The sequence below is a fragment of the Kitasatospora sp. NPDC002551 genome, assembly GCF_040296005.1.
Lineage (GTDB): Bacteria > Actinomycetota > Actinomycetes > Streptomycetales > Streptomycetaceae > Kitasatospora.
This window is the reverse complement of record NZ_JBEOWI010000003.1, coordinates 231,981-255,706: the sequence shown is the minus strand read 5'-3', so window position 1 is coordinate 255,706 and position 23,726 is coordinate 231,981. Positions and strand designations below refer to the sequence as shown.

Genomic DNA, 23,726 nt, shown 5'->3' with positions numbered 1-23,726 from the left:
GCCCGTTCCGTGCGCGGGCCCGCGGGCGGCGTCAGCCGAGGTCGGGTGCGAGCAGCGCGCGGATGCCCTCGATGTTGGCGGCCAGGTACGCCCGCAGACTCGGCGGCACCACGTTGACCGAGGTGACGCCCTCGCGGGTGAATGGCACCCGGACCACCTCGTAGCCGCCGTTGGGCTCGTCGACCTCGGGGCCGTGCCGGCGGTCGAGGTCCATCGAGGCGAGCCGGCAGACGAAGAAGTGCTGGACCTTGACCCCGTGCGGGTGGAGCAGGGTGCCGTCGGGGTGGTGGGTGTGGCTGATGGTGTCCACGAAGGCGGGGACCACGTCGACCACCTTGCCGCCGAGCTCCTCGTCCACCTCGCGGTGCAGGGCTTCCACCACGGTGCGGTCGCCGCGCTCGACGCCGCCGCCGGGGGTGATCCAGTACGGGTGCGGGGAGCCGGGCCGGGTGCGCTTGATCAGCACGAGCGAGGCCGGTCCGTACGGGTCGTTCGGGTCGACGTCCAGCAGGATCGCCCGGGCGGTGCGTTTGACGACGGGGCGGGGCGGGGTGCGCATGGCGACCTCCGGGGCTGGAGCGTTGTGCGGGAGTCTCCCGCGGCCCGGCGCGCCCGAAACGCGGCCCACCCCGGGTGCGTCCGTCCGTGGCAGGTTCACATCGGGGATAGGTCTTGGATAGCGAAGATGAACGTTGAACAGGTCTTTAAATGCCAGGCAGATGATCAACTTCGCATTTGATTCAAAGGATTTTGCCGAGTGAACCGTGTGAGAGTCATTGCAGCCTTGCCGCGCCTGTGCTGCAATGGGCGACTATCGGGCAAATCGGAGTGATTCACTCCGCATGCCCTTCCGTGTGATGCCTCGGGCTGGGGGGTGGCTGTGGCCATGGATCGGATCGCAGAGCGCACCGCGCCGCCGACGCGATCGGCGCGCACCCCGCGCAAGGAGCGGCAGCCCACTCTGATCGCCTCCGTCCAGCGGGCGCTGCGCCTGCTGGAGGCCGTCGGAGCCTTCCCGCACGGGGCCACCGCGAAACAGCTCGCCCGCGCGGCCGGCCTCCCGCTCGGCACCGCGTACCACCTGCTGCGCACCCTGACCCACGAGGGCTACCTGCGGCGGACGGACGGGTACTTCTTCTACGGGGAGTCGGTCGAGGGCATCGGCCGGGCCGACGGCCGGCAGGCCGAACGGGACGGCCTGCGGGCGCGGATGGAACGGTTGAGCGACGAACTCGGCGCGGCCGTCTACTTCGCCCTCTACGAGGACGGCGAGGTCACCGTGGTGGACACCGTCGACGGCAGCCACCAGCCGGCCGTCGAGCCGTGGGCCGACTTCCGGGCCACCGCCCACGCCCACGCGATCGGCCAGTGCCTGCTGAGCCAGCTTCCCGAGGAGGCCCGGCGCGACCACCTCGCGCGCCATCCTCCGGTGGGCCTCACCCCGTCCACCCTGGTCGAGGAGTCGGCCGTCCTGCGCCGGATCGCCGGGATGCGGCCCACCATGCCGGTGGTCGAGCGCCAGGAGTACGCGCTCGGCACCGTCTGCGCGGCCGTGCCGATCACCGTCGGCTCGACGGTCGCCACCATGGCCCTCTCGCTGCCGGTCGAGCAGGTCGACCGGCTCGCCTCGGTCGCGGGCCAACTGCGGCGCAGCGTCGGCGCGATGACTCCGTCGTTCGTGTTCTGACGGTCCCGCAGCACCCGGCCGGTCCGCACCCGGACCGGTCGGTCCCGCTCTTTCACCATTTGAAAAAGCACATCTTGTCCACTACGTCCTCAAACAGGGACGATGAGGATGGACGCACCACACGCAACTCCCTCCCCTGTCAGCCCACTGCCTTGTCCGGAGCACCCGCGAACCCTCACCCACGCGCGGCCGGGCAGAACGAGAGGTGTCGGCGCCATGCAGCACAGCACAGTCCAGGGCCACCTGACCATGAACCTGGTGGTCTCGTCCGAGCTCACCTTCCGCATCGTCGTCGACCTCGACTACGACCCCGCCGATCCCTACGCGGTCCGCTTCACCTTCCACCTGCCCGGCGACGAGCCGGTCACCTGGGTCTTCGCCCGCGAGCTGCTGCTCGACGGGCTGGCCCGGCCGTCCGGTGAGGGCGACGTGCACATCCACCCGGTCGGCGGGGAGCTGGGCGAGGTCTGCCTGGTGCTGCGCTCCCCCGAGGGCGACGCCGTGCTGCTCGGCTGCGCCCCGCCGCTGATCGCCTTCCTGGCGCGCACCGACCGGCTGGTGCCGATCGGCGAGGAGGCGGCCGCCGGCGACCTGGACGCCCAGCTCGCGCTCATCCTGCACGGCCACGAGAACGCCGGGTGAGCCGCCGGCGGACGCAGGAGGCGCACCGAAAGGGGCCCGTACCCGGGTGGTTCACCGGGTACGGGCCCCTTCCGCACGGGCCTGCACGGGACGCGCTCAGTCCTCGTCGAGGGCGAGGCTCAGGCCCCAGGACACCAGGCTGACGATCAGCGCGCCGAACAGCGCCGACCAGAAGCCGTCGACGTGGAAGTCCAGGTCGAGCTTGTCCGAGGCCCAGGAGGTCAGCCAGAGCATCAGCGCGTTCACCACGAAGGTGAACAGGCCGAGGGTGAGGAAGACCAGGGGGAGCGACAACAGCTGCACCACCGGCTTGATCAGCCAGTTGACCACGCCGAACACCAGCGCCACGGCGACCACCGTGAGCGTCTTGTGCTGCCAGTCGTCGCCGGTGAGCGTGATCCCGGAGACGATCCAGGCGGCGACCCAGATGGCCGCCGCGTTGACCAGTGTCTTGATGAGGAAACCCTTCATGAGGCCAGCGTCCCAGGTCGGTCAAGGGGAACGGGTGTCCCGGCCGGTGTGGTGGTGTTGAATGCCGGTGGGCCGAGGCCGCACGAGGAGGGGTGCCCCCGATGAAGCTGTTCCGCCTGGACCACCTGGACGCCGAACGGGCCGCCAACGACGGCGCGTACCTGCGCTTCCTGCGCGAGCCGCGGATGTCCGCCGGCCTGTACGCGCTCGCCCCCGGCGACACCGACACCCAGACCGCGCACGCCCAGGACGAGATCTACCAGGTGATCAGCGGCCGGGCCGAGCTGACCGTCGGGGACGAGACCGCCACGGTCGGCCGGGGCACCGTCGTCTACGTCCCGGCCGGGACGCCGCACCGCTTCCACCACGTCACCGAGGAACTGCGGGTGCTGGTGGTCTTCTCGCCGCCGGAGGACTGAGCCGGGGCCGGGACGGGCCCGCCGGGCCGCCGAGGGCGGCCGGTTAGGGTCGGGGCATGAGCAGCCTGAGCCTGACCGAAGAACTCTGGGCGGCGATCGAGCCGGTCTACGCCGAGATCCTCGCCCACCCCTTCATCGCCGGCCTGACCGACGGCACCCTGCCGCGGGAGGCGTTCCGCCACTTCGTCGTCCAGGACTCGCACTACCTGCGGGACTACGCCCGGGCGCTGGCCGTCTGCGCGGCCAAGGCGCCCGGCGAGGAGGAGGTGCGGGCCTTCGCCGACGACGCGATCGGCGCGCTGGCCGCCGAGCAGGGGATGCACGCCGAGTTCCTGGACGCCTTCGGTGACACCGCCGAGGGCGCCGCCGCCGAGCCGGTGCTGCCGACCACCCGCGCGTACACCAGCTACCTGCTGGCCACCGTCTACGGCGGCTCCTTCGCGGAGGCCCTCGGCGCGGTGCTGCCCTGCTACTGGATCTACGCCCGGGTCGGCGAGCGTCTGCTCGCCGAGGGCTCGCCCGACCCGCTGTACGCGAAGTGGATCTCCACCTACGGCGACGAGGCCTTCCAGTCGGTGGTGCGGCGGGTGCTGGCGCTGACCGACCGGCTCGGGGAGGAGATCTCCCCGGCCGAACGGCGCCGGGTCACCGAGCACTTCGTCACCACCTCGCGCTACGAGTGGATGTTCTGGGACGCCGCCTGGCGCGGGGAGGCCTGGCCGGTCTGAGCCCGTCGCGGGGCCCTGTCCGGGGGCCGGGTCGGGGGTGTTCCCCGAGGTCGGGCCGGGGGTTCACCCCGGGTCCGGGCTCGGGGGGATCTCCGGGTTCTCTCGGGGCCGTCGGGCCTCGTTCCGCCTCTCGCGTCACCGTACGATCGAAGTACCGAAAGCGAACGGGATGCGGCACCGGACGGCAGCCGACCCCCTGGGGAGAGAAGGAACGGACATGGCTGAGCTCTGGAAGTCGCTGCCCTCGTGGGTGCGGAACATCGTCGTGCCGGTGCTGGTGCTGGTGCTCGCCTGGAACCTGCTGATGTTCGTCTTCGGCGTGGTCGGCGCACTGCTGGCCTTCGCCGTCAAGGCGCTGGTGGTGGTCGGCATCGCCGCCGCGGTGGTGGTCCTGGTGAAGAAGGCCGCCAAGAACTAGCGGACCGGCAACCGGAGCCCGCGCCCCCTGGGAGGGGCGCGGGCTCCGCGCTTTCTCAGCCGGTGGACTCGCGCAGGAAGGCGTCGAGGTCCCGGTGCGGACGCCAGCCCTGGGAACGGGCGCGGGCGAGGTCCAGCACCACGCTGCGGGAGAGCTGGTCCACCGCGTACGGGGTCAGGCCGGGGAGCCGTCCGGTGCGGGCGGCCAGCCGGGCCAGCGGCGCCGGGACGTGGTGGATCCGGGCGCGCACCCCGTGCGCGGCCAGCACCGCGCGGACCACCGCGTCGCGCCGGTAGGGGCGGGCGTCGGCGATGTTGTAGGCGACCGGCGTCCACGGCCGGTCGCCGGTGCGGCCCGCGCCGACGGCGGACAGGCAGGCGTCGGCGAGGTTCTGCACGGCGGTGAGGCTGAGCCGGACGTCGCCGCCGGGCAGCAGCAGCCGGCCGTGCCGGACCCGCTCCAGCAACCGGGGCACCAGGTGAGGGTCGCCGGGGCCGTAGACGGCGCGCGGGCGCAGCACCACGGCGCCCGCCGCCAGCGCGAGCCGTTCCCCGGCGGCCTTGGTCCGGCCGTAGGCGTTGAGGTGGCCGGTCTCGGTGGGGTGGTGCTCGCGGACGGCCTCGCGACCGGAGCGGGGGTCGTAGACGCTGGCGCTGGAGACCCAGGCGAGCGGCCGGTCCCCGGCGGCGCGCAGCAGGCGTTCGGTGCCGGTGACGTTGACGGCGTGCTGGGCGGCCTCGGCCGCGGACCCCGGGGGCAGGTCGGCGACGGCGGCGGCGCAGTGCACCACCGCGTCGACGCCGGTGAGGTCGGGTTCACCGGCGGTGGCGTCCCAGCGCACGTGGCGGCCGGCCGGGCCGGGGCGGCGGCCGTAGCAGAGCACGTCGTGGCCGGCGGCGACGGCGGCCCGGACGACGTGCGAGCCGCAGAAGCCGCTCGCGCCGGTGACGGCGATCCGCATGGGGGGTCTCCTCGGGTGGTTCGGGTGGTTCGCGCTTCGGGTGGTCCGGGCGGGCCGGGGGTTCAGCCGGGGGTGCGGGTGGCGCGCAGGGTGAGCGCGGCCCAGCCGGGCAGGGCGGCCCGCCGGTCGGCGCGGGCTCCCGTGACCACCGGGGCGTACGGCGCGAGCGCGAGCAGCAGCTCGGCGAGCAGGGCACGGGCCGCCCCGGCGCCGGGGCAGGCGTGCGGGCCGGCGCCGAAGACCGCCTGGGCGGCGGCGGGCCCGGGGGACGGCGCCGGGCGGTGCGCCCCGGCGGCGTGCCGGGCGACCAGGATCAGCCGGTCGCCCTTGCGGACGCTCCGGCCGGCCAGTTCGGCGTCGGCGGCGGCCACCCGGGGGAGCAGCGGCGAGGGCGCGGTGAGCCGGAGCAGTTCGGCGGCCAGCGCGGGCGCGCCGGCGGCGTCGACCGAGGGCCAGAGTCCGGCGTCCGCGCACCAGGCGGCGGCCCGGGGGAGGGCGGCGACGGTGGTGTTGACGGTGGCCACCGCGAGCATCGCGTCCCGGGGGTCGGGCAGCAGCGCGGCCAGGTCGGCGGCGCGCGCGGCGGCCGTCCGGGCGGCGCCGCGCGGGCGCGGGCCGGGCAGGTGGTCGCGGGCGGCGGCCGCGGCGGCCTCGCCGGCGGCGTCGGCCAGGGCGTGCGGGCAGCCGCCGGCGCCGGTCAGCGCGGCGGCCGTCACCCCGCCCAACTCGCGTGACAACGCCACGAGTTCGAGTCCTCCGGTGGTCAGTGCCGGGAGCCGGTCGGCGAGCACGGCCCGCCAGCGCGGGCGGAGCCGGTCCACCGCCGCCGCGTCGAGGCCGAGCGCCAGCTCCCGCCGGGCGCCGCGGTGTTCGGTGCCCTCCTGGTCGAACAGCACACCGCCGGCGGTGAGTTCGGCGGCGGCGCCGCCGGTGGTGCCGGGCGCGGTGCGGTCCAGCGGGATCCGGGTGAGCGCCTCGCGGTAGGCCTCGGCGCCGTGCACCAGCACGGTGCGGCCGAGCCGGACGACCGGACGGCGCCGGGTGGCGGCGAGCAGGGCGAACAGCAGCGGGTGGCTGCGCGAATACACCCGGCGGTCCCGGCGGCGGGCGCCCGGGTGCCGCGCCGGCTCCCGGGCCGTCGCGGTGGTCATCGCGCCAGCTCCCGTGCGCAGCGGGCGGAGGCGGCCGCCCGGTCGGGCTTGCGGGAGCGGCCGGCCAGCGGCACCTCGCCGAACAGCAGGGCGTCCGGGCGGGCCGAGCCCATCCGCTCCAGCGGGCCGGCCAGCGCGGCGCGCAGCCGCTCGGGGTCGGTGCCGGGCGTGGGCTGGACGAGGGCGACCAGCCGCTCGTCGCCGTCCCCGGCCGGGACGCCGACCAGCACCGCGAGTTCGACGCCCGGCAGGTGCAGGGCGGGCTCGTACAGGCCCGGGTAGATGTTCTCGGCGCGGCGCAGCACCATGTCCTTGAGGCGGCCGGCCAGCACGATCCGGCCGTCGGCGTCGGGCGTGGCGCGGTCGCCGGTGCGCACCCAGGGGTCGGGCTCCTCGCCGAGGTAGCGGTGCCGGGCGCCGGGGCCGGTGAGCAGCAGTTCGCCGTCCTCGCCGAGGCCCGTCCGCACGCCCGGCAGCGGGGCGCCGACCAGGTCGCCGGGGCCGGTGAAGGCGCTCTTCTCGGCCTCCTCGACGGCGGCCGCCGGGAACAGCTCGGTGAGCGCGTAGACGCCCCAGGCCTGCTCGGCGCCGGCCTGCTTGACCCGGCGCAGCAGGGCGGCGTCGGCGGGCGCCGAACCGGTCCAGACCCGGCCGGTGAACCGGGCCCCGGCGGCGAGCGCGGCGCGCAGCCGAGGCGGGGTGAGGTAGCTGTGGGCCGGGGCCAGCCGGTCGAGCTGGCGGGCCAGCGCGGCGGGTTCCCGGGCCGGCAGGACGACGGCGGCGCCGGCGGCGAGCGCGGGGACCAGCACGAAGAAGGTGCCGCCCAGCACCACCGTGCCGGGGCGCGGGTCGACCAGGTCGGTGACGGTGCGCAGCGCGGCGGCCAGACCGCCGCGGGAGTGCACCACGGCGCGCGGGCGGGCGGTGGTGCCGGAGGTGAAGACGATGACGGCGTCGGCGTCGGCGTCGCGGTCGGGCGCGTCGCGTCCGGGGACGCTCGGCACCGAGGCGCCGAAGGGGTTGGTCCGCAGCCGGGGCGCGCAGCCGGGCAGCCGGCGCCCCAGCGTGGCGACCGGGCCGAGGGCGGCCAGCGGGGGCAGCGCGAGGTCGGCGCGGCGGGCGAGCGGTCCGGCCCAGCCGGCCACCGCCTGGGCGGCGGCGTCGGCGAGCACCAGCTCGGGCCGGGCCAGGGCGAGCCGGGCGGCCAGCACGTCGGGGCCGGCGGTCGGGTCGAGGACGGCGGTGCGCAGGCCGAGCCGGTGCGCGGCGAGCAGGACGGCGAGGGCGCGCGGGCCGGGGCGGACGGCGACGCCGAGGGTGTCGCCGTCGCGCAGGCCGCGGGCGTGCAGGGCGACGGCGTAGTTGTCGGCGAGGGCGGCGAGTTCGCCGCGGCGGATCCGTACCCGGGTGGTGCCGAGCCGGGTGCGGCCCAGTACGGCGGGGCGGTCGGGGTGGACGGTGCGCAGGTCGTGGGCGAGCCGGTCGAGCACGGGGTGTCCTCGGGGTGCGACGGATCTGGGCGGCAGGGGTCAGCGGACGTCGACGGCGCGGGAGCCGGCGCCGCGCTCCAGGTACCAGCGCGCGGTGCCGACCACCCCGTAGGCGCGGATCCGCCGGGTGGAGTTCTGCACCACCATGTCGCGGCGGTGGACGATCGCGGCGGTGTGCCGGCGGACCCGGTTGATGAACAGCCGGTCGGTCGGCGAGGGGCGGCGCGGCATGCCGCCGACCGCCCGGTACAGCTCGGCGGTGATCGCCATGTTGTTGCCCGCGTGCATCCGGTACGGGGTGAGGTAGCCGTGCCGGCGCCGGTGTGCGGGCCGGATCCGGCCGAAGAGGGCGCCGAGCGCGACCAGCGCCAGGAAGACGGCGCGCCCGGCCGGCCCGTGCTCGTCCCGGCGGGCGGTGACCCGGCCGCAGACCAGGCCGCCGCAGCCGTGCAGCGCGGCCCGGGCGGCGGCGGTCCAGCCGGGTTCGGGCAGGCAGTCGGCGTCGGTGCGGGCGAGCAGGGTGGCGCCCCGGGCGATGGCGTGCCGGAAGGCGGTGTCGACGGCGGATCCGACGCCCTTCTCCGGCTCGACCAGCACCTCGACCGGGAACGGCGCCCGGGCGGCGAAGGCGCGGACGGCGGCCACGGTGCCGTCGGTGGAGCCGTTGTCGGCGACCAGCAGGGTGAAAGCGCGGTCGCGCTGCGCGGCGAGGGCCTCCAGGGTGCCGGTGATCCGGGCCTCCTCCTGGTAGGCGGGGACGATCACCCACAGCTCGGTCACGACGCCTCCCAGACCATCGTCATCAGGCTGACGCCACCGCCGAGGCCGACCATCAGCACCTTGTCGCCGGGAGCCAACTCGCCGTGTATTCGGTCGAGCTGGACGCCGATGGTGGCGCTGGCGACATTGCCGAGCTCGGGCACGGTGACCACCAGCTTCTCCTCCGGGACCCCGGTGGCCTCGACGAACCGCTCCAGGTAGGGGACGGTCACCTGGTGCACCAGCACCCGGGCGTAGTCGTCCCAGGCGAAGCCGGTGCGGGCGGCCACCCGGGTCAGGATGTCCGGGCCGATCTTCTCGAACACCCCGCGCAACTCCGTTCCCCCGCCCCGGAAGTAGCTGTACTCGTCGCCGCGCGGGTGGCGCGAGCCGCCGCCCGGGATGCCGCCGGCCTCCCAGTGCTCGGAGGCGGTCTCGGTCTCCACGTCGAGGATGCCGCCGCGCTCCACGGCCTCGACGACCACGGCGGCGCCCGCGTCGCCGAAGGTGTAGCCGGCGAAGCCCTCGCGGAACTGCCCGGCGCCGCCCGGGGCGCGGCGCATCGCCCGGCTGGGTGTCTCGCCGGTGACCACCAGGGCCCGCCGGGCCCGGCCGGCCAGGATCATCGCGCGGGCCAGGTCGATCCCGTTGAGGAAGCTGTTGCAGGCGTTGCTGACGTCGAACGCGTGGGCGCGGGAGCCGAGTTCGGCCTGGACGAGGTGGGCGGTGGCGGGCTCGGCGACGTCCCGGGTGGCGGAGGCGAAGAGCAGCAGGTCGAGGTCGAGCGGGTGCAGCCCGCGGGCGTCCAGGGCGCGCCGGGCGGCGCCGACGGCCAGCGTGGAGGCGTACTCGCCGTCGGCGGCGAAGTGCCGGGTGACGATGCCGGTGGCCGTTTCGAGGGTCCGTTCCGGCAGGCGCAGTCGGCCGCCCGCGGTGATCTCGTCCTGGAGCTCCCGGGAGGTGAGCCGGCGGGCGGGGAGCTGGGCGCCGACGGCGGTGATGCCGATCCGCGCGGTGGCTGCTGGGTGCATGCGCTCATCGTCCGGTGCGCCGGGCCGCGCCCGCCTGAGTACCCGTACTCAGCCGGGCGCGGCCTGGCTACCCAAACGCCTGGTCAGTCCTCCCCGGGCGCCGCGTCGACCGGGACCGCGTCGGTCGGCGCCGCGTCGACCGGGACCGGGACGGCCGCCGCCGGGGCCGCGCCCGCCGGGGCGGTGGCGGCGTCCGGGCCGACGGCGGACAGCAGCTGCCGGGCCAGCCCGAGCCCGGTGCCGCCCATCGCGAGCGCCTTGGCGAACAGCTCGCCCATTCCGTCGGCCCCGTTGAGCAGCACCATGTGCTCGACGTTGCCGAAGGACTCCGCCGCGGCCGCCACGATCTGCGGCCACTTCTCCGCCAACTCCTGGGCCACCACCGCGTCCTGGTTCTCGGACAGGGCGGCGGCACGGGCCTTGATGCCCTCGGCCCGGGCCAGCCCGATCGCCCGCGCCGCCGCGGCGTCGGCCAGACCGCGCGCCTCGGCCGCGGAGGCATCCGCCTGGCCGGTCGCCGTGGTCGCCTCGGCCTGCGCCAGACCGCGCAGCCGGGTCGCCTCGGCGTCGGCCTCGGCCCCGATCCGCACCCGGCTGGCCTCGGCGGCCGCCGCCAGCTCGGTCTCCCGGGCCTGCGCCTGCGCGGCCGAGATCCGGGCGTCGCGGGCCGCCTCGGCGGTGGTGCGGGTGTCGTACGCGCGGGCGTCGGCGGGCTTGCGCACGTCGATCTGGAGCTGCTGCTCCTTGCGCCGGGCCTCCAGCTCGGCGACCCGGGTCTCCTGGACCACCACCTCCTGCCGGGCCGCGGCGTCGGCCAGCGGCCCGGCCTGCCGGGCGCGGGCGGTGGCGGTGTCCATCTCGGCCTGGTACGAGGACTGCTGGATCTCGCTGTTGCGGGTCGCCTCGGCCTTGCGGGCGGCGGCCTCCTGCTCGGCCTCGGTGGCCAGCCGGTCCGCCTCGGCCTGGGCGATCCGGGCGTCGCGCTGGACGGCGGCGGCGTGCGGGATGGCGAGGTTCTTGATGTAGCCGGTCGGGTCGATGATCTCCTGGATCTGCAGGGTGTCGATGATCAGTCCGAGCTTCTCCATCTCCAGCCCGGAGGCGGCCCTGGTCTCGCCGGTGAGCCGCTCGCGGTCGCGGATCATGTCCTCGACGGTGAGCCCGCCGACGATCGAGCGCAGGTGGCCGGCGAAGACGTTGTGGACGCGCTGGCTGATCAGTTTCTGCTGGTCCAGGAAGCGGCGGGCGGCGTTGGCGATCGAGACCTCGTCGTCGCCGACCTTGAAGATCACCACGCCCTTCACCCGGACCGGGATGCCCTGCGTGGTGACGCACTCGACGTTCAGTTCGGCCTCGTTGAGGTCCAGCGACAGCCGCCGGACCCCCTGCAGGCCGGGGGTGACGAGGGTGCCGCGGCCGGTGACGATCCGGAAGCCCAGACCGTCGCCGACCCCCTCGGTGCGGTGCCGGGAACCGGAGATGATCAGCGCCTCGTTCGGCTCGGCCACCCGCCACATGAGTTTGAAGAGCGCGATCCCGATGATCAATGCCGCGGCGACCGCCCCGGCGATGACGAGTCCCATGGTTCAACTCCCCCTTCCGGCGCAGGAGATGCGCCGAATCGGATTGTCCGCCCGGGCCGGATCGGGGGAAAGGGACGTGACATGACGGTCCGTCACAAGACCGTCACCGGAGGGTCATCGGAGTGTCACGGACCGATCGGCGCCACGTACACCGTCCTCGGCGGCTGGTACTCGATCACCACCACCGGCGTCCCGACCGTCAGCCGCTCGCCGGGCACGGCCAGGTAGGCGAGGAACGCCTCGGTGCCCTGACGCTCCGGCACGTGCACCATCACCTCGCCGACCAGCCCCGCACCGACCGCCCCGGTGACCCGCCCCGTGCTCCCGACCACACCGGCCTCCTCGCCTCGTCCGCTACGGGGCCAGTCTGCCCGCAGCGGCGCCCGCGCGCCCCCCGTTCACCGTCCGGACCTCGCCGTTCCCCCTCCCGGACCCGCTCTGGACCTCCGGCGATCGGCTCGCTACGGTGTTGGACGTCATGCGCGGGCAACACCGCCTGCGGACGCGGGAGCTCGGAGCACCGGGCTGAGAGGGCGCTGAACGGGACGTCGACGGACGGACCGGCGGCTGCGTCGACCGCAGGAACCTGACCGGGTAATGCCGGCGTAGGGAGTAGTAGGTCCGATGACCACCTTTGAGGCACAGCCGCAGTCTGCCCAGCCCCGTTCCGCCGAGGACCGGTCCGGCCCCGGGGCCGCCGTCACCAGCGCCAGCACCGGCTACCCGACCCCGGCCTGGCGCAAGGCCCACCGCGAGGGCTCCCGCCCCGACCTGCGCGTGCCGTACCGCGAGGTCGTGCTCACCAACGGGAGGACCGTCCCGCTGTACGACACCTCCGGGCCGTACACCGACCCGGACTACGAACCCGACGTGCGGCGCGGCCTGCCCGCCCTGCGCGACGCCTGGATCCGCCAGCGCGGCGACGTCGAGGAGTACGACGGCCGCGAGGCGCGCCCCGAGGACGACGGCATCCGGCACACCTCGCCGCGCGGCGGCGACCTGCGCAACCTCGACGCCGTCTTCCCCGGCCGTCCGCGCCGCCCGCTGCGCGGCCGCGACGGCGCCGCCGTCACCCAGCTCGGGTACGCCAAGCGCGGCATCGTGACCCCGGAGATGGAGTTCGTCGCCCTGCGCGAGGGCCTGGCGCCCGAGTTCGTCCGCGAGGAGGTCGCCCGCGGCCGCGCCGTCATCCCGGTGAACGTGAACCACCCGGAGGTCGAGCCGGCGGTCATCGGCACCAACTTCCTGGTGAAGATCAACGCCAACATCGGCAACTCCGCCGTCACCTCCTCGATCGAGGAGGAGGTGGAGAAGATGACCTGGGCCACCCGCTGGGGCGCGGACACCGTCATGGACCTCTCCACCGGCCGCAACATCCACACCACCCGCGAGTGGATCCTGCGCAACTCCCCCGTGCCGATCGGCACCGTGCCGCTCTACCAGGCGCTGGAGAAGGTCGACGGCAAGGCCGAGGAGCTGAGCTGGGACGTCTACCGCGACACGGTCGTCGAGCAGTGCGAGCAGGGCGTCGACTACATGACCGTGCACGCCGGCGTGCTGCTGCGCTACGTGCCGCTGACCGCCCGCCGCAAGACCGGCATCGTCTCGCGCGGCGGCTCGATCATGGCCGCCTGGTGCCTGGCGCACCACGAGGAGAACTTCCTCTACACCAACTTCGAGGAGCTCTGCGACATCCTCGCGCGCTACGACGTCACCTTCTCCCTCGGTGACGGCCTGCGCCCCGGATCGATCGCCGACGCCAACGACGAGGCGCAGTTCGCCGAGCTGCAGACGCTGGGCGAGCTGGGCCGGATCGCCCGCGCCAAGGACGTCCAGGTGATGATCGAGGGCCCGGGCCACGTCCCGATGCACAAGATCAAGGAGAACATGGATCTCCAGAAGGAGATCTGCGACGAGGCCCCGTTCTACACCCTGGGCCCGCTCACCACCGACGTCGCGCCCGGCTACGACCACATCACCTCGGGCATCGGCGCGGCGATGATCGCCTGGTGGGGCACCGCGATGCTCTGCTACGTCACCCCCAAGGAGCACCTGGGCCTGCCCAACCGGGACGACGTGAAGACCGGCGTCATCACCTACAAGATCGCCGCCCACGCCGCCGACCTCGCCAAGGGCCACCCCGGCGCCCAGGCCTGGGACGACGCCCTCTCCGACGCCCGCTTCGAGTTCCGCTGGGAGGACCAGTTCAACCTGGCCCTCGACCCGGAGACGGCCCGCGACTTCCACGACGAGACCCTCCCCGCCGAGCCCGCCAAGACGGCCCACTTCTGCTCGATGTGCGGTCCGAAGTTCTGCTCGATGAAGATCAGCAAAAGCATCACAGAGCTGTACGGCGACAAGGCGGTCGTGACCAGCGACGTTGACGCTGAGGCGCTGGAAGGCATGAAGGTCAAGTCCGAGGAGTTCAAGGCCCAGGGCAACCGGGTCTACCTCCCGCTGGCGGACTGACGGCAGGTGTCGCGGCGCTGCGCCGGGGTCCCGAAAGGGTGTCCGGCGCAGCGCCGCGAACGTTCGGGTGTGCAGGTGGAATCCGGTCGGCGGATTCCCGGGTGTGGGTCAGAGCCCGAGGATTTCGCGAATGAGGCCGAGCTTGCGCTCCGGGGAGAGATCCTGGGGACGGCCTTTGAGCAGGCCGTTCAGGACCGCTGGGATGTCGGAACCGTCGGGGGTCTGGATGGCATCGATGATCTGGCAGCGCAGGCCGCCGTTCCGGATGAACACCCACACGTCGTGATCCTTCCGCGGCTCGCCGTTCTCCCTCGGGGAGAGCCGCCACGTCGGGAACCAGCCGAGCCCCTCTTCGGTGAGACGCTCGGCCAGTTCTTCCAGGACGTACTTGCCGAGTCTTCGGTAGCCGACTTCCGCGCGCAGTTCACCCAGAGTGACCCTGAGCAGGCCGCCTGCGGCGCGGCAGCGCTCGGCCACCGTGCCGACGTCACCGGTGGCCGTAGTGAGCGCCTCTTCCAGCGGATTCGTTAGGTCGTTCATGATCGGGCCAACGATTGGGATCACGGGGCGATACGTGATTCACCGGCCTGGACGCGGCCACGAGGAAAGAACGGTACTGCTACGGCGCTGGCGGCGGCCGGCGGCTGCCAGGGGAGGGCAGATCCGGGCATTTAGTGCGTAGGCGAACGATGCTGCGAGAGTGGGGGCGTTCCTCGATCGGCGCTGGCGTGTCACTCCATTGCATCTTTATCACTCTCTTCTTTTCATGTTGTTGTTGCACGGTGTAGTGAGTTGGTGACTCTCCATCACCTGTCCTGGTCGGCTCCGCTCGTCGAAAGCCCTCCGGCGCGAGTGCGAGGGCGTGAGGTCTGACCGGAAACCACCAGTAGCGCTCCGCATGCCCACTTCGGGTGACGGAGTTCAACGTGACAAGAAAGGTCCTGTCCTATGGCAGTCGATGCCATGTTGTCCGCTCCACCGGGGCGAGGGCGTAGACGCGCTCGACTCGCGGGGGCGTCCGTCCTGCTGTCCGGACTGACATTGCTCGCGGCGGCCGGCCTGGTCGCCAGCCCAGCGCACGCAGCAACCGCACCGGTGGGGCTGGGGACTGACACCAGCTATGCGATCCTGGCGGGCTCGACCGTCACCAACACCGGACCCAGCGTCATCAACGGCGACCTGGGGCTCTTCCCGGGCACCAGCGTGACGGGTTTTCCCCCGGAACCGTGAACGGGGTTCAGCACGTCAACGACGCGCAGGCGGCGCAGGCCCAGTCCGACCTCGTCATCGCCTACAACGATGCTGCCGGCCGGGCCCCCACGGCCATCCTGACCTCGCCCGGCGACATCGGAGGGCTGACGCTGACGCCCGGCGTCTACAAGGCGAGTTCGTCGCTGAACCTCACCGGGACCGTCACCCTCGACGCGATGGGCGACCCGAACGCCGTCTTCATCTTCCAGATCGGCTCCACCCTCATCACGGCTCCGTCGAGCGTCGTCAGCCTGGTCAACGGAGCACAACCCTGCAATGTGTTCTGGCAGGTCGGTAGCTCCGCCACCATCGACGTCGACTCCTTCTTCAAGGGCAACATCCTGGCTCTCACGTCCATCAGCGTGAACCACGCCTCGGTGATCGAAGGCCGCGCCCTGGCGCGCAACGGCGCCGTCACTCTCGACGACAACACCATCACGAGGGCGGCCTGCACCGTCGGGCCGCCCGGACCGAGCGGCCCGCCCGGACCGAGCGGCCCGCCCGGACCGAGCGGCCCCCCTGGACCGAGTGGGCCCGCTGGTCCTCCCGGTGCCTCGGGTTCCCCGGGTGCACCTGGACCTAACGGTGCTCCGGGCGTGGCGGGCTCCCCGGGCGCTCCGGGTGCTCCCGGTCCCAACGGTGCTCCCGGCGCTCCCGGCGCCAACGGTTCGCCCGGCGCTCCCGGTGCGCCCGGCCCCAACGGTGCTCCGGGTGCTCCTGGCGCCCCCGGTGCACCCGGCCCCAATGGTGCTCCGGGCGTGGCGGGCTCCCCGGGCGCTCCGGGTGCTCCCGGTCCCAACGGTGCTCCCGGCGCTCCCGGCGCTCCCGGTGCCAACGGTTCGCCCGGCGTTCCCGGGGCTCCTGGCCCCAACGGTGCTCCGGGTGCTCCTGGTGCCAACGGTTCGCCGGGCACCAACGGTTTGCCTGGTGCCAACGGTTCGCCGGGCGCTAACGGTTTGCCTGGTGCCAATGGATCGCCTGGTGCCAACGGTTTGCCTGGTGCCAACGGATCGCCGGGCGCTAACGGCTTGCCTGGTGCCAATGGATCGCCTGGTGCCAACGGCTCGCCCGGTGCGAACGGCTCGCCCGGCCCTGCCGGTCCTGCTGGTCCGGCCGGCCCATCGGGTCCTGCCGGTCCTCCCGGCCCTGCCGGACCGCCCCAGTCTCCGGGCGGTCACGGCGGTCAGGGTCACGGCGGCCACGAGCAAGGTGAACACGGGCAGGACCAAGGCAACCACGGCAACGCTCCGGCCGACCACGGCAACGGCAAGGGCGGTCACGAACAGGGTGTGCCGGTCGTGCGTCCGCACGAGTCGGGGCAGGCACTCGCTGCCACCGGCTCCGGCAAGTCGATCGCCATGGCGGTCGGCTCGGCGGCCGCCGTCGTGCTGGGAGGCTCGATCCTCATCCTCGTGAGGCGCAACGGACGAGCCGCAGCTCGCCGTCGGGACTAGCCCTCGCCGTGATGGGCGGCGCGCGTCCGGAGCGGGTGCACTTCCCGCCGACGGACTGACGCTCGACCACGTGGCGCTGTCCCGGACAGCCGGAAGGCCGTTCCGAGACAGCGCCACGCCCTTGGCCGCAACGGCGGTCGGATCGGTGTTCCCGGCCTCGTGCGCGGGCTGATCCGCCTGACCCGGTACTGTCCGTCGCGGCGGCGAGGCGGAAGTAGCGGTGGGCTCGACCGGCGCATGGGTCATCGGGGCCGTGCCCGACCAGGAGGCTGCGGCGCTGCCGGGGAGGTTCGCGCACCTCGTCACGGCCGACGATTTCCGCAAGCCGACGGGCTACACGGAGACTCTCGCGTGGTGGCGGCGGGACTGCGACGGGGAGACCCTCCTCGCGCCCGATGCAAGGCATCCTGCGGTCCGTCTGCCGACCGCTGCGGGGATCCGGTTCGCGGACTTCGTACACGGAGCCAACTCGGAGACCGCCACGACGAAGGCGATGCGGGACGCAAGCCTGGCTCTGACGGCCGGCAGTGGTTTCGACGGGATGTGTACGCCGGCGGCGCGCAGGGCCAGTCCTGCGGCCGCTCTCCTCTACGCGCTCGGCGCCGACTCGGCCACCCTCCTGCCAGGTTGGTTCGGCGATTTCCAGCTGACCGCCGACGGGGTACGCATTGCGCTTCCGGGTGCCGAACAGGCTCTGCGGCTCGACGGCGAACGGTGCGCCGATGTCCTCCACCGGATTGCCGAGTGGATGACCGGCACGGGTGATGACCCCGGGTTCGTGGCCGGGGACCTGCTGGATGCCCCGCTCCGGGTGTTGCACCCATGCGGCGGGCGCCGGCCTGGGCGTCTCCCGTTCACTCGCTGGCACTGAGCCGCGTGGGCGGGCCGATCGGGGCGCCGGCCCAGCGCCAAGGTGCTGGTCTCGCCCCGAAGTTCTGCTCGATGAAGATCAGTCAGAAGATCCGCGACGAGCACGGCGACGGTTCGACGGCGGTCGGTTCCTCCTACGGGGCCGAGGCGCTGGCCGGCATGGCCGAGAAGTCCGCCGAGTTCGCCGCCCAGGGCAACAAGGTCTACCTCCCGCTGGCCGACTGACGGTCCGGTGCGGCCCGACGGCTGCCGCTTGCGGGGACCGGCCGGTCCCCGCAAGCGGCAGCCGTTCGTCAGGCGGCGTCCTCGGGGTACCAGCGGAGTTCGACGGTGTTGCCGTCCGGGTCCTGGACGTAGACGGAGTTGGCGTTGCCGCGGGCGCCGTAGCGCGGGACGGGGCCCTCCAGGACGGTGAAGGCGCCGGAGTCGATGACCTCCTGCCAGTCGAGCGGGTCGACGGTGAGACAGATGTGGTCGACGTTGGACTCGCCGCGCGGACGGTTGGTCAGGTCGATGATCGTCTCGGGGGTGATCCGGATGGACGGGAAGGGGGCCTCGCCGGCCCGCCATGCGTCGACGCGGACCGGTTCGAGGCCGAGCAGGCCGCTGTAGAACTCCAGTGAACGTTCGACGTCGCGGACGTTGAGCACGAGGTGGTCGAAGGCCTTCACGCGGAGGGTGGCCATGGTGGCTCCAGTCGGGGAGGGACGCGGTCGGATGGCGTCCTCCACGATCCGCCGGTCGGCCGCCGTGATCAAGCCCCCTTTTTTGTCGACTTGTATGGAATTCCCGCCGGGAAATAGTTCATTAACATCTCAATATGATCATCGGATAGTCTGCGCCCGCGCGGTGGGGGGAATCCCCGCGTAGCCGCCCGAATCGCGGCCTTTTCGGATCATCGAGGTAAATGTGAGAATTCGCCATGTGCTCATGGCGGCGGCGCTGGTCGCGTCGCCGATCGCACTGACCGCCCCCGCCGCCCAGGCGGCCGGCGGCGACCGGGCATTCAGCCTCCGGATGGACGGACTCGCCTCCGTCGAGCCCGGCGGAGGCTGGTCCGAAGGGTCAGTGACGGTCAGGAACGACACCGACAAGCTCTCCGTCGACGAGCACCTGCTGATCGTGATCGGGTCCCAGTGGCTCGGCCCGGACCAGGTCGTGGTGGAGTATGCCGACGGTGCCTCCGGTGCGTGGCAGCCGGTGAAGCTGACGGCCCAGGACCTGGGCGGCGGGACCGGCGGCTACGAGGGCGTCGCGGCCGACGTCACCGGTGCCGCCGTGGAGCTGCAGCCGCACGCGGAGCGCACCTTCAAGCTGCGCTTCAAGGTGGTTCAGACGAAGCACCGGGGCCCGGCGGTGGACATCGGGTTCGAGACCTTCCTCGCCCCCCGGTTCAGCCAGGGCGGCCAGGTCGCGGAGCGGGTGGCGGAGGCCGCCCGGATCGTCAGGGTCAACGGCCTCACCACGACCATCGAGGGGCTGCCGAAGTCGATCCCGGCGGACGGCAGGCCGCACCCGTTCAAGGTCTCGATCAAGACCGCGAACAACTTCGACTGGCACATCACCACCGCCTCCTTCTTCCTCTGGGCCGGCCAGGGCGTCGGTTCGATGGAGGGCCCGGCGGCCTGTGACGCCGAGGTGGACGTCCAGGACCCGAAGGACGGCAGCTGGCACCGGGTGGACCTGGGCGCGGTCGGCATGACCGGCGGCACCGTCGACGTGGCGAAGTGGGCGACCGGACCGGTCGACAACAAGGTGCTCAACGCCCGGATCACCCTGGGCAAGAACTTCAAGCTCGACCCCTCGGACCCGAAGCTCGGCTTCGGCTACTTCCCGGGGGCCGGTCCGGTGCTCTTCTGGACCACCGAGCGGCTCGCCACCACCCCCGTCGACGGCGCGCCCGACTGCGTGAACCCGAACGCGCCCGTGCCGAGCGCCCGGCCCAGCACCACCCCGAGCATCACCCCGAGCGCCGCGCCGAGCACGGCCGCCGCGCCGAGCGCCGCGCCGAGCAAGGCCGCCTCGCCGACCGCGACCCCGACGGTGGTCAAGGCCGCGGCCAAGCCCTCCCCGACCACGACGGCGGACCGCCGGACCGAGCTGGCCGACACCGGCTCCTCCCCCGCCGTCCCGGCGGGCATCGCCGCCGCCCTGCTCGCGGTCGGCGCCGCCGCCCTCGCGCTGGTCCGCCGCGCCCGCCGGGGCTGACCCCCGCCGGGCCCGGCCGCCCGACCCGTACCGCCCCGGAAGGCCCGCGCCTTCCGGGGCGGGCCGCAGTGGTCAGATCGGCAGGCGGGAGACCAGCAGCCGGCCCTCCATCGTCACGCCGCCGTCCATGGCGACGGCCAGGTCCTCGGCGTAGACGTACGGGCCCGGGACGTGCGGCGGCATGCCGTCGTCGGCGTGCACCGCGCCGGTGAGGTACGGGATCGGGCTGTGCCCGTGCACCACGCGCGCGCCGCCGTAGGTGTCCAGCAGCTCGCGGACGGCCATCGGGCCGGCGTCGCCGCGGAAGGCGAAGCGCTTGGTGAACCGGCGGAAGCAGTCCCACCACTCGTCCACGCCCTCGTCCGCGAGCAGGTCGTGGACGGCGTCGTTGACCTCGGCGATGGACTCGCCGTACTCCAGGTAGGCGGTGGTGTCGGAGTGCAGCAGCAGGTGGCCGTCCTCCAGGGCGATCGCCGGGAGCCGGGAGAGCCAGCTGATGTGGTGCGCCTCCAGGCGTTCCAGGTCGTTCTGCTGGCCGCCGTTGAGCCGCCAGGCGGCGAGGAAGGAGGCGGTGCCGGCGGTGGACTGGACCGGTTCGTCGCCGTACCTGGCGGCGCCCAGGAAGAGCAGTTCGTGATTGCCCATCAGGGCACGGCAGTAGCCGCCGGCCGCGGCGGCCTCGGCGGCGAGCTGCATGACCAGGTCGATGACGCCGATGCCGTCCGGGCCCCGGTCGGTGAAGTCCCCGAGGAACCAGATCCGGGACCGGCCGGCCGACCAGTGGCCGTCGGCGTCGATGAGGCCCTGGTGGCGCAGCTCGGCGCGGAGCTCGTCGAGGTAGCCGTGCACGTCGCCGACCACGTAGAGCGGGCCGGGCGGCTCGCCGGGGCCGGGGGCCGGGTACGGGTGGTAGGGCAGGCCGGGTTCGGCCAGCGGGGGGCCGAGCTCGATGGTCGGCGGGTCGTCGCTCTGCGCGCCGGGGTGGCCGCCGTGCGCGGGGGACGGGTGGTCGGGCAGGGTCGGCTCGTAACCGGCGTGGCCGTCGGGGCCGTTGTGGGCGTGCACGGTGTGGCCGTGCTCGGGGCCGGCGGCCGGCCAGTGCTGTTCGAGGTAGCGGGCGCCGCCGTAGCCGCTGTAGGTCTCGGCCTCGTAGCCGCCCCCGGAGTACTCGGCGACGGGTTCCGGTTCGTAATAGGTGCCGTACGGCAGCACGTCGAGGTCCGGCTGGTGGCGTGGGCCTGAGTCCGGGTGTTCAGGCCCGGGGAAGCGGTCCTCGGGTGTCATTCGCCCATCATAGGAAGACCACTCTCCCGGCGTCGTCACCTGGTGGGTATCCAATCCTCCGGAGCGTCAGCCGGTCGGTCCGTCAGGTCCGATTTGTCCCGACTCGGCAGGGGGTGGGCCACACACCCGGCGGGTGCGGCCCGGGGTCACACCTCGCCCGGCGGGCGGGGCGGGCTGACCGTGGTGCGCGGGCTCCGCCGTTGGGAGGAGGCGCGGACGATGAGTTCGGTGGGCATCAGGGTGCCGGGCGGCGGGCCGGTGCCGGCGGTGCGGAAGCGGGGCGGGAAGAGCCGGGCGATGTCGACGCCGGTGCCGGAGTCCACCCCCTCGATGGCGTCGATCAACAGGTTCACCACGGTGGTGCCGATCCGGCGCGGTTTGAGCGACAGGGTGGTGATGGGCGGCTCGGTGCTCGCGTACACGTCGCTCTCGCTGCAGCAGACCAGCAGGAGGTCGTCGGGCACCCGCAGGCCGTAGCGGCGGGCGGCGGCGAGCAGGTCGGTGCCGTTGGGGTCGAAGAGGCCGTAGACGGCGTCCGGGCGGTCGGGGCGGGCGAGCAGCCGGTCGGCGGCGACGGCGCCGGAGGCCGGGTCGTGCGCGGGGTAGGTCTCGTAGACCGGCTCCTGGCCGACCTTGGCGCACCAGCCGAGGTAGGCCTCGGTGGAGAGCCGGGTGTAGGTGTCGGTGCTGGTGCCGGTGAGCAGGCCGATCCGGCGGGCGCCGGCCTCGGAGAGGTGGTCGAGGATGCCGAGCACGGCGGCCTCGTGGTCGTTGTCGACCCAGGCGGTGACCGGGCAGTTGCCGGGCTTGCCGTCGCTGACCACCGGGACGCCGGACCGGTACAGCTCGCTGACCAGCGGGTCCTGGTCGGGCGGGTCGATCACCACGGTGCCGTCCAGGGCGATGTTGCCCCAGACGTCGTGCCGGGAGGAGGCGGGCAGCACCACCAGCGCGTAGCCGCGGCCCAGGGCGGCGCTGGTGGCGGCCCGGGCCATCTCGGCGAAGTAGGCGAACTCGGTGAAGGTGAACGGCTCTTCGCCGTAGGTGGTGACGGTCAGACCGATCAGTCCGGACCGTCCGGTGCGCAGGGTCCGTGCGGCCGCCGAGGGGCGGTAACCGAGGCGCTCGGCGACTTCGCGCACCCGGCTTCTGGTCTCGTCGGGCAGGCGGCCCTTCCCGTTCAGCGCGTCGGAGACGGTGGTGATCGACACTCCGGCGGCTGCTGCCACATCCCGGATGCCGGCCCGCTCCAGACGCCGTGAGGTGGTGGGTCGCCGACCGCTCTGGTTGGCTGCTGCTGTCATGGCGGACCGATCGTATGGCTCCTGACAAGGGTCTGTGACCGGCGCATTGGGAGCCTGTGGAGATACGTTTCTCCACGAGTGAGCCCGTGTGCGCCCCTTCGATCCCCGCACGAAACCAGCCGGTTTACCTCTGACATGTGCCAAAGGAACCCGGCAGAATGGCTGATCTGCACGTGTAACCCGACCGGGCATCTCACTCCTACGGGTGAGTGGGGTCGGTATCGTTCAGGGCACCCGACCGGGGTGGACCGGGTGCGTTCCGATTCCCGGGCACGGCGGCGATCCCGACCGTGGCGGGCGAACGCAGCGGAATGACAGAAGGAGAGCGACCGTGACCGCAGCACAGGGCCCCCGCCTCAGGCCGACCCTGGACGGCATCCCCACCTACAAGCCGGGCAAGCCCGCCGGCGCCGACGCGTACAAGCTGTCGTCCAACGAGAACCCCTACGAGCCGCTCCCCGGCGTGCTCGAGGCGGCGGTCGCGGCGGCCGGCAAGCTCAACCGCTACCCGGACATGGCCGTCACCGAGCTGACCGCCGTGCTGGCCGAGCGCTTCGGCGTGCCGGCCGAGCACATCGCCACCGGCACCGGCTCGGTCGGCGTCGCCCAGTCGCTGATCCTCGCCACCGCCGGCCCCGGCGACGAGGTGATCTTCGCCTGGCGCTCCTTCGAGGCCTACCCGATCATCACCCAGGTCGCCGGCGCGACCCCCGTCCCGGTGCCGCTCACCGCCGGTGGCGACCACGACCTGGACGCGATGCTCGCCGCGGTCACCGAGCGGACCCGGCTGATCTTCGTCTGCAACCCCAACAACCCCACCGGCAACGTGATCCACCGCGCCGAGCTGGAGCGCTTCCTGGACGCCGCCCCGGCGGACGTGCTGATCGTCATCGACGAGGCGTACATCGAGTTCATCCGCGACCCCGAGGTGCCCAACGGCATCGACCTCTACCGCGACCGCCCGAACGTCTGCGTGCTGCGGACCTTCTCCAAGGCCTACGGCCTGGCCGGGATGCGGGTCGGCTTCGCGATCGCGCACGAGCCGGTGGCCAACGCCCTGCGCAAGACCGCGGTGCCGTTCGGCGTCACCCAGCTCGCCCAGGACGCGGCCGTCGCCTCGCTGCGCGCCGAGGACGCCCTGATGGTCCGGGTGGACGCGCTGGTCGAGGAGCGGGGCCGGGTGGTCGCCGCTCTGCGCGCCCAGGGCTGGGAGATCCCGGACTCGCAGGCCAACTTCGTCTGGCTGGAGCTGGGCGAGCGCTCGCAGGACTTCGCGGCGGCGTGCGCCGCGGCCGGCGTGATCGTCCGCCCGTTCCCCGAGGGCGTGCGGATCTCGATCGGCGAGGTCGAGGGCAACTCGATCTTCCTCGCGGTGGCGGAGGCGTTCCGCAAGGAGCTGTAGCCCGACCCGCGTCCGCGGCGGAGCGTGGCCGGCCCGGTGGGGCCGCCCGCTCCGCCGCGGCGTTTGCGGGGGAGGGCCCGGTGCCGCCGCCCCGGCCCGCCGCCGGAGCCGTGCGCACACCACCCACGCCCGCCCCGTGGGTCC

23 protein-coding genes and 1 pseudogene are annotated in these 23,726 nt (G+C 73.4%); 11 read left to right on the top strand and 13 right to left on the bottom strand.

Going from position 1 to position 23,726, the window contains the following annotated elements; genetic code table 11:
• Positions 1-31: 31 nt before the first annotated feature.
• A complete protein-coding gene (locus tag ABT093_RS05110; RefSeq protein ID WP_350560501.1) occupies positions 32-559 on the bottom strand; it encodes an NUDIX domain-containing protein in 528 nt (175 codons plus the stop codon).
• Between the two features lie 327 nt (positions 560-886).
• Here ABT093_RS05110 and ABT093_RS05105 point away from each other — a divergent pair, with 327 nt between their 5' ends.
• Both ABT093_RS05105 and ABT093_RS05100 read left to right on the top strand, forming a co-directional pair.
• Complete coding sequence (locus tag ABT093_RS05105; RefSeq protein ID WP_350560499.1) at positions 887-1,687, top strand: IclR family transcriptional regulator; 801 nt, start codon at positions 887-889, stop codon at positions 1,685-1,687.
• Between the two features lie 216 nt (positions 1,688-1,903).
• Positions 1,904-2,329 carry an SsgA family sporulation/cell division regulator gene (locus tag ABT093_RS05100; RefSeq protein WP_350560498.1) on the top strand — a complete coding sequence of 142 codons (426 nt, stop codon included), beginning with the start codon at positions 1,904-1,906 and terminating at the stop codon, positions 2,327-2,329.
• Between the two features lie 96 nt (positions 2,330-2,425).
• Here the strand turns inward: ABT093_RS05100 and ABT093_RS05095 are convergent, their stop codons facing one another.
• On the bottom strand, positions 2,426-2,800 hold the full coding sequence (locus ABT093_RS05095; protein ID WP_350560497.1) for a phage holin family protein: 375 nt from the start codon (positions 2,798-2,800) through the stop codon (positions 2,426-2,428).
• A gap of 101 nt (positions 2,801-2,901) precedes the next feature.
• Between ABT093_RS05095 and ABT093_RS05090 the strand changes: the two genes are divergently transcribed.
• From ABT093_RS05090 to ABT093_RS05080, 3 genes are all read left to right on the top strand, one after another.
• Positions 2,902-3,219 carry a cupin domain-containing protein gene (locus tag ABT093_RS05090; protein ID WP_350560496.1) on the top strand — a complete coding sequence of 106 codons (318 nt, stop codon included), beginning with the start codon at positions 2,902-2,904 and terminating at the stop codon, positions 3,217-3,219.
• 56 nt (positions 3,220-3,275) lie between these two features.
• On the top strand, positions 3,276-3,947 hold the full coding sequence (tenA, locus tag ABT093_RS05085; RefSeq protein ID WP_350560495.1) for a thiaminase II: 672 nt from the start codon (positions 3,276-3,278) through the stop codon (positions 3,945-3,947).
• Between the two features lie 217 nt (positions 3,948-4,164).
• Entirely contained in the window at positions 4,165-4,365 is a 201-nt protein-coding gene (locus tag ABT093_RS05080; RefSeq protein WP_350560494.1) for a DUF5326 family protein, read from the top strand.
• A gap of 55 nt (positions 4,366-4,420) precedes the next feature.
• Here the strand turns inward: ABT093_RS05080 and ABT093_RS05075 are convergent, their stop codons facing one another.
• The 7 genes from ABT093_RS05075 to ABT093_RS05045 form a co-directional block, all read right to left on the bottom strand.
• Positions 4,421-5,326 (bottom strand): NAD-dependent epimerase/dehydratase family protein, encoded by a 906-nt coding sequence (locus ABT093_RS05075; protein WP_350560493.1) that lies wholly within the window; start codon positions 5,324-5,326, stop codon positions 4,421-4,423.
• Between the two features lie 62 nt (positions 5,327-5,388).
• Positions 5,389-6,477, bottom strand: coding sequence for a cytochrome P450 family protein (locus tag ABT093_RS05070; RefSeq protein ID WP_350560492.1), 1,089 nt, complete (start codon positions 6,475-6,477; stop codon positions 5,389-5,391).
• Positions 6,474-7,967 carry a class I adenylate-forming enzyme family protein gene (locus tag ABT093_RS05065; protein ID WP_350560491.1) on the bottom strand — a complete coding sequence of 498 codons (1,494 nt, stop codon included), beginning with the start codon at positions 7,965-7,967 and terminating at the stop codon, positions 6,474-6,476. The genes ABT093_RS05070 and ABT093_RS05065 overlap by 4 nt, the downstream gene beginning before the upstream one ends.
• A 39-nt stretch (positions 7,968-8,006) precedes the next feature.
• Positions 8,007-8,747, bottom strand: a complete 741-nt coding sequence (locus ABT093_RS05060) for a glycosyltransferase (RefSeq protein WP_350560490.1) — start codon at positions 8,745-8,747, stop codon at positions 8,007-8,009.
• Positions 8,744-9,757 carry a 3-oxoacyl-ACP synthase III family protein gene (locus tag ABT093_RS05055; protein ID WP_350560489.1) on the bottom strand — a complete coding sequence of 338 codons (1,014 nt, stop codon included), beginning with the start codon at positions 9,755-9,757 and terminating at the stop codon, positions 8,744-8,746. The genes ABT093_RS05060 and ABT093_RS05055 overlap by 4 nt, the downstream gene beginning before the upstream one ends.
• A gap of 83 nt (positions 9,758-9,840) precedes the next feature.
• A complete protein-coding gene (locus ABT093_RS05050; protein ID WP_350560487.1) occupies positions 9,841-11,340 on the bottom strand; it encodes an SPFH domain-containing protein in 1,500 nt (499 codons plus the stop codon).
• 125 nt (positions 11,341-11,465) lie between these two features.
• The gene (locus ABT093_RS05045) at positions 11,466-11,672 is read right to left on the bottom strand and encodes an NfeD C-terminal domain-containing protein (protein ID WP_350560485.1); all 207 of its coding nucleotides are present in this window, start codon (positions 11,670-11,672) and stop codon (positions 11,466-11,468) included.
• A gap of 292 nt (positions 11,673-11,964) precedes the next feature.
• On the opposite strand from ABT093_RS05045, the gene thiC reads away from it, so the two are divergent.
• Positions 11,965-13,809: a phosphomethylpyrimidine synthase ThiC gene (gene thiC, locus ABT093_RS05040; protein ID WP_350560483.1), complete on the top strand. Its 1,845-nt coding sequence runs from the start codon at positions 11,965-11,967 to the stop codon at positions 13,807-13,809.
• A gap of 108 nt (positions 13,810-13,917) precedes the next feature.
• Here the strand turns inward: thiC and ABT093_RS05035 are convergent, their stop codons facing one another.
• Complete coding sequence (locus ABT093_RS05035) at positions 13,918-14,349, bottom strand: hypothetical protein (protein ID WP_350560481.1); 432 nt, start codon at positions 14,347-14,349, stop codon at positions 13,918-13,920.
• A gap of 408 nt (positions 14,350-14,757) precedes the next feature.
• Between ABT093_RS05035 and ABT093_RS05030 the strand changes: the two are divergent.
• From ABT093_RS05030 to ABT093_RS05020, 3 genes and pseudogenes are all read left to right on the top strand, one after another.
• Positions 14,758-16,514, top strand: a pseudogene (locus ABT093_RS05030) (ice-binding family protein).
• Between the two features lie 253 nt (positions 16,515-16,767).
• Entirely contained in the window at positions 16,768-17,385 is a 618-nt protein-coding gene (locus ABT093_RS05025; protein ID WP_350560479.1) for a hypothetical protein, read from the top strand.
• Positions 17,386-17,456: 71 nt separating this feature from the next.
• Positions 17,457-17,609, top strand: a complete 153-nt coding sequence (locus ABT093_RS05020) for a hypothetical protein (protein ID WP_350560477.1) — start codon at positions 17,457-17,459, stop codon at positions 17,607-17,609.
• A 68-nt stretch (positions 17,610-17,677) separates the two neighbouring features.
• On the opposite strand, the gene ABT093_RS05015 is transcribed toward ABT093_RS05020, so the two are convergent.
• Positions 17,678-18,070, bottom strand: coding sequence for a VOC family protein (locus tag ABT093_RS05015; protein ID WP_350560475.1), 393 nt, complete (start codon positions 18,068-18,070; stop codon positions 17,678-17,680).
• A 223-nt stretch (positions 18,071-18,293) separates the two neighbouring features.
• On the opposite strand from ABT093_RS05015, the gene ABT093_RS05010 reads away from it, so the two are divergent.
• Positions 18,294-19,592: a hypothetical protein gene (locus ABT093_RS05010; RefSeq protein ID WP_350560473.1), complete on the top strand. Its 1,299-nt coding sequence runs from the start codon at positions 18,294-18,296 to the stop codon at positions 19,590-19,592.
• Between the two features lie 72 nt (positions 19,593-19,664).
• On the opposite strand, the gene ABT093_RS05005 is transcribed toward ABT093_RS05010, so the two are convergent.
• Positions 19,665-20,876, bottom strand: a complete 1,212-nt coding sequence (locus ABT093_RS05005) for a metallophosphoesterase (protein WP_350560471.1) — start codon at positions 20,874-20,876, stop codon at positions 19,665-19,667.
• A 146-nt stretch (positions 20,877-21,022) separates the two neighbouring features.
• Positions 21,023-22,180, bottom strand: a complete 1,158-nt coding sequence (locus ABT093_RS05000; RefSeq protein WP_350560469.1) for a LacI family DNA-binding transcriptional regulator — start codon at positions 22,178-22,180, stop codon at positions 21,023-21,025.
• A gap of 331 nt (positions 22,181-22,511) precedes the next feature.
• Here ABT093_RS05000 and hisC point away from each other — a divergent pair, with 331 nt between their 5' ends.
• A complete protein-coding gene (gene hisC, locus ABT093_RS04995; RefSeq protein ID WP_350560467.1) occupies positions 22,512-23,582 on the top strand; it encodes a histidinol-phosphate transaminase in 1,071 nt (356 codons plus the stop codon).
• The last annotated feature ends 144 nt before the right edge of the window (positions 23,583-23,726 follow it).

Bases quoted from the DNA above. Each gene is read 5' to 3' on its own strand.
- ABT093_RS05110 (WP_350560501.1), bottom strand. From the start codon at position 559: ATGCGCACCCCGCCCCGCCCCGTCGTCAAACGCACCGCCCGGGCGATC.
- ABT093_RS05105 (WP_350560499.1), top strand. From the start codon at position 887: ATGGATCGGATCGCAGAGCGCACCGCGCCGCCGACGCGATCGGCGCGC.
- ABT093_RS05100 (WP_350560498.1), top strand. From the start codon at position 1,904: ATGCAGCACAGCACAGTCCAGGGCCACCTGACCATGAACCTGGTGGTC.
- ABT093_RS05095 (WP_350560497.1), bottom strand. From the start codon at position 2,800: ATGAAGGGTTTCCTCATCAAGACACTGGTCAACGCGGCGGCCATCTGG.
- ABT093_RS05090 (WP_350560496.1), top strand. From the start codon at position 2,902: ATGAAGCTGTTCCGCCTGGACCACCTGGACGCCGAACGGGCCGCCAAC.
- tenA (WP_350560495.1), top strand. From the start codon at position 3,276: ATGAGCAGCCTGAGCCTGACCGAAGAACTCTGGGCGGCGATCGAGCCG.
- ABT093_RS05080 (WP_350560494.1), top strand. From the start codon at position 4,165: ATGGCTGAGCTCTGGAAGTCGCTGCCCTCGTGGGTGCGGAACATCGTC.
- ABT093_RS05075 (WP_350560493.1), bottom strand. From the start codon at position 5,326: ATGCGGATCGCCGTCACCGGCGCGAGCGGCTTCTGCGGCTCGCACGTC.
- ABT093_RS05070 (WP_350560492.1), bottom strand. From the start codon at position 6,477: ATGACCACCGCGACGGCCCGGGAGCCGGCGCGGCACCCGGGCGCCCGC.
- ABT093_RS05055 (WP_350560489.1), bottom strand. From the start codon at position 9,757: ATGCACCCAGCAGCCACCGCGCGGATCGGCATCACCGCCGTCGGCGCC.
- ABT093_RS05050 (WP_350560487.1), bottom strand. From the start codon at position 11,340: ATGGGACTCGTCATCGCCGGGGCGGTCGCCGCGGCATTGATCATCGGG.
- thiC (WP_350560483.1), top strand. From the start codon at position 11,965: ATGACCACCTTTGAGGCACAGCCGCAGTCTGCCCAGCCCCGTTCCGCC.
- ABT093_RS05035 (WP_350560481.1), bottom strand. From the start codon at position 14,349: ATGAACGACCTAACGAATCCGCTGGAAGAGGCGCTCACTACGGCCACC.
- ABT093_RS05020 (WP_350560477.1), top strand. From the start codon at position 17,457: ATGAAGATCAGTCAGAAGATCCGCGACGAGCACGGCGACGGTTCGACG.
- ABT093_RS05015 (WP_350560475.1), bottom strand. From the start codon at position 18,070: ATGGCCACCCTCCGCGTGAAGGCCTTCGACCACCTCGTGCTCAACGTC.
- ABT093_RS05005 (WP_350560471.1), bottom strand. From the start codon at position 20,876: ATGACACCCGAGGACCGCTTCCCCGGGCCTGAACACCCGGACTCAGGC.
- ABT093_RS05000 (WP_350560469.1), bottom strand. From the start codon at position 22,180: ATGACAGCAGCAGCCAACCAGAGCGGTCGGCGACCCACCACCTCACGG.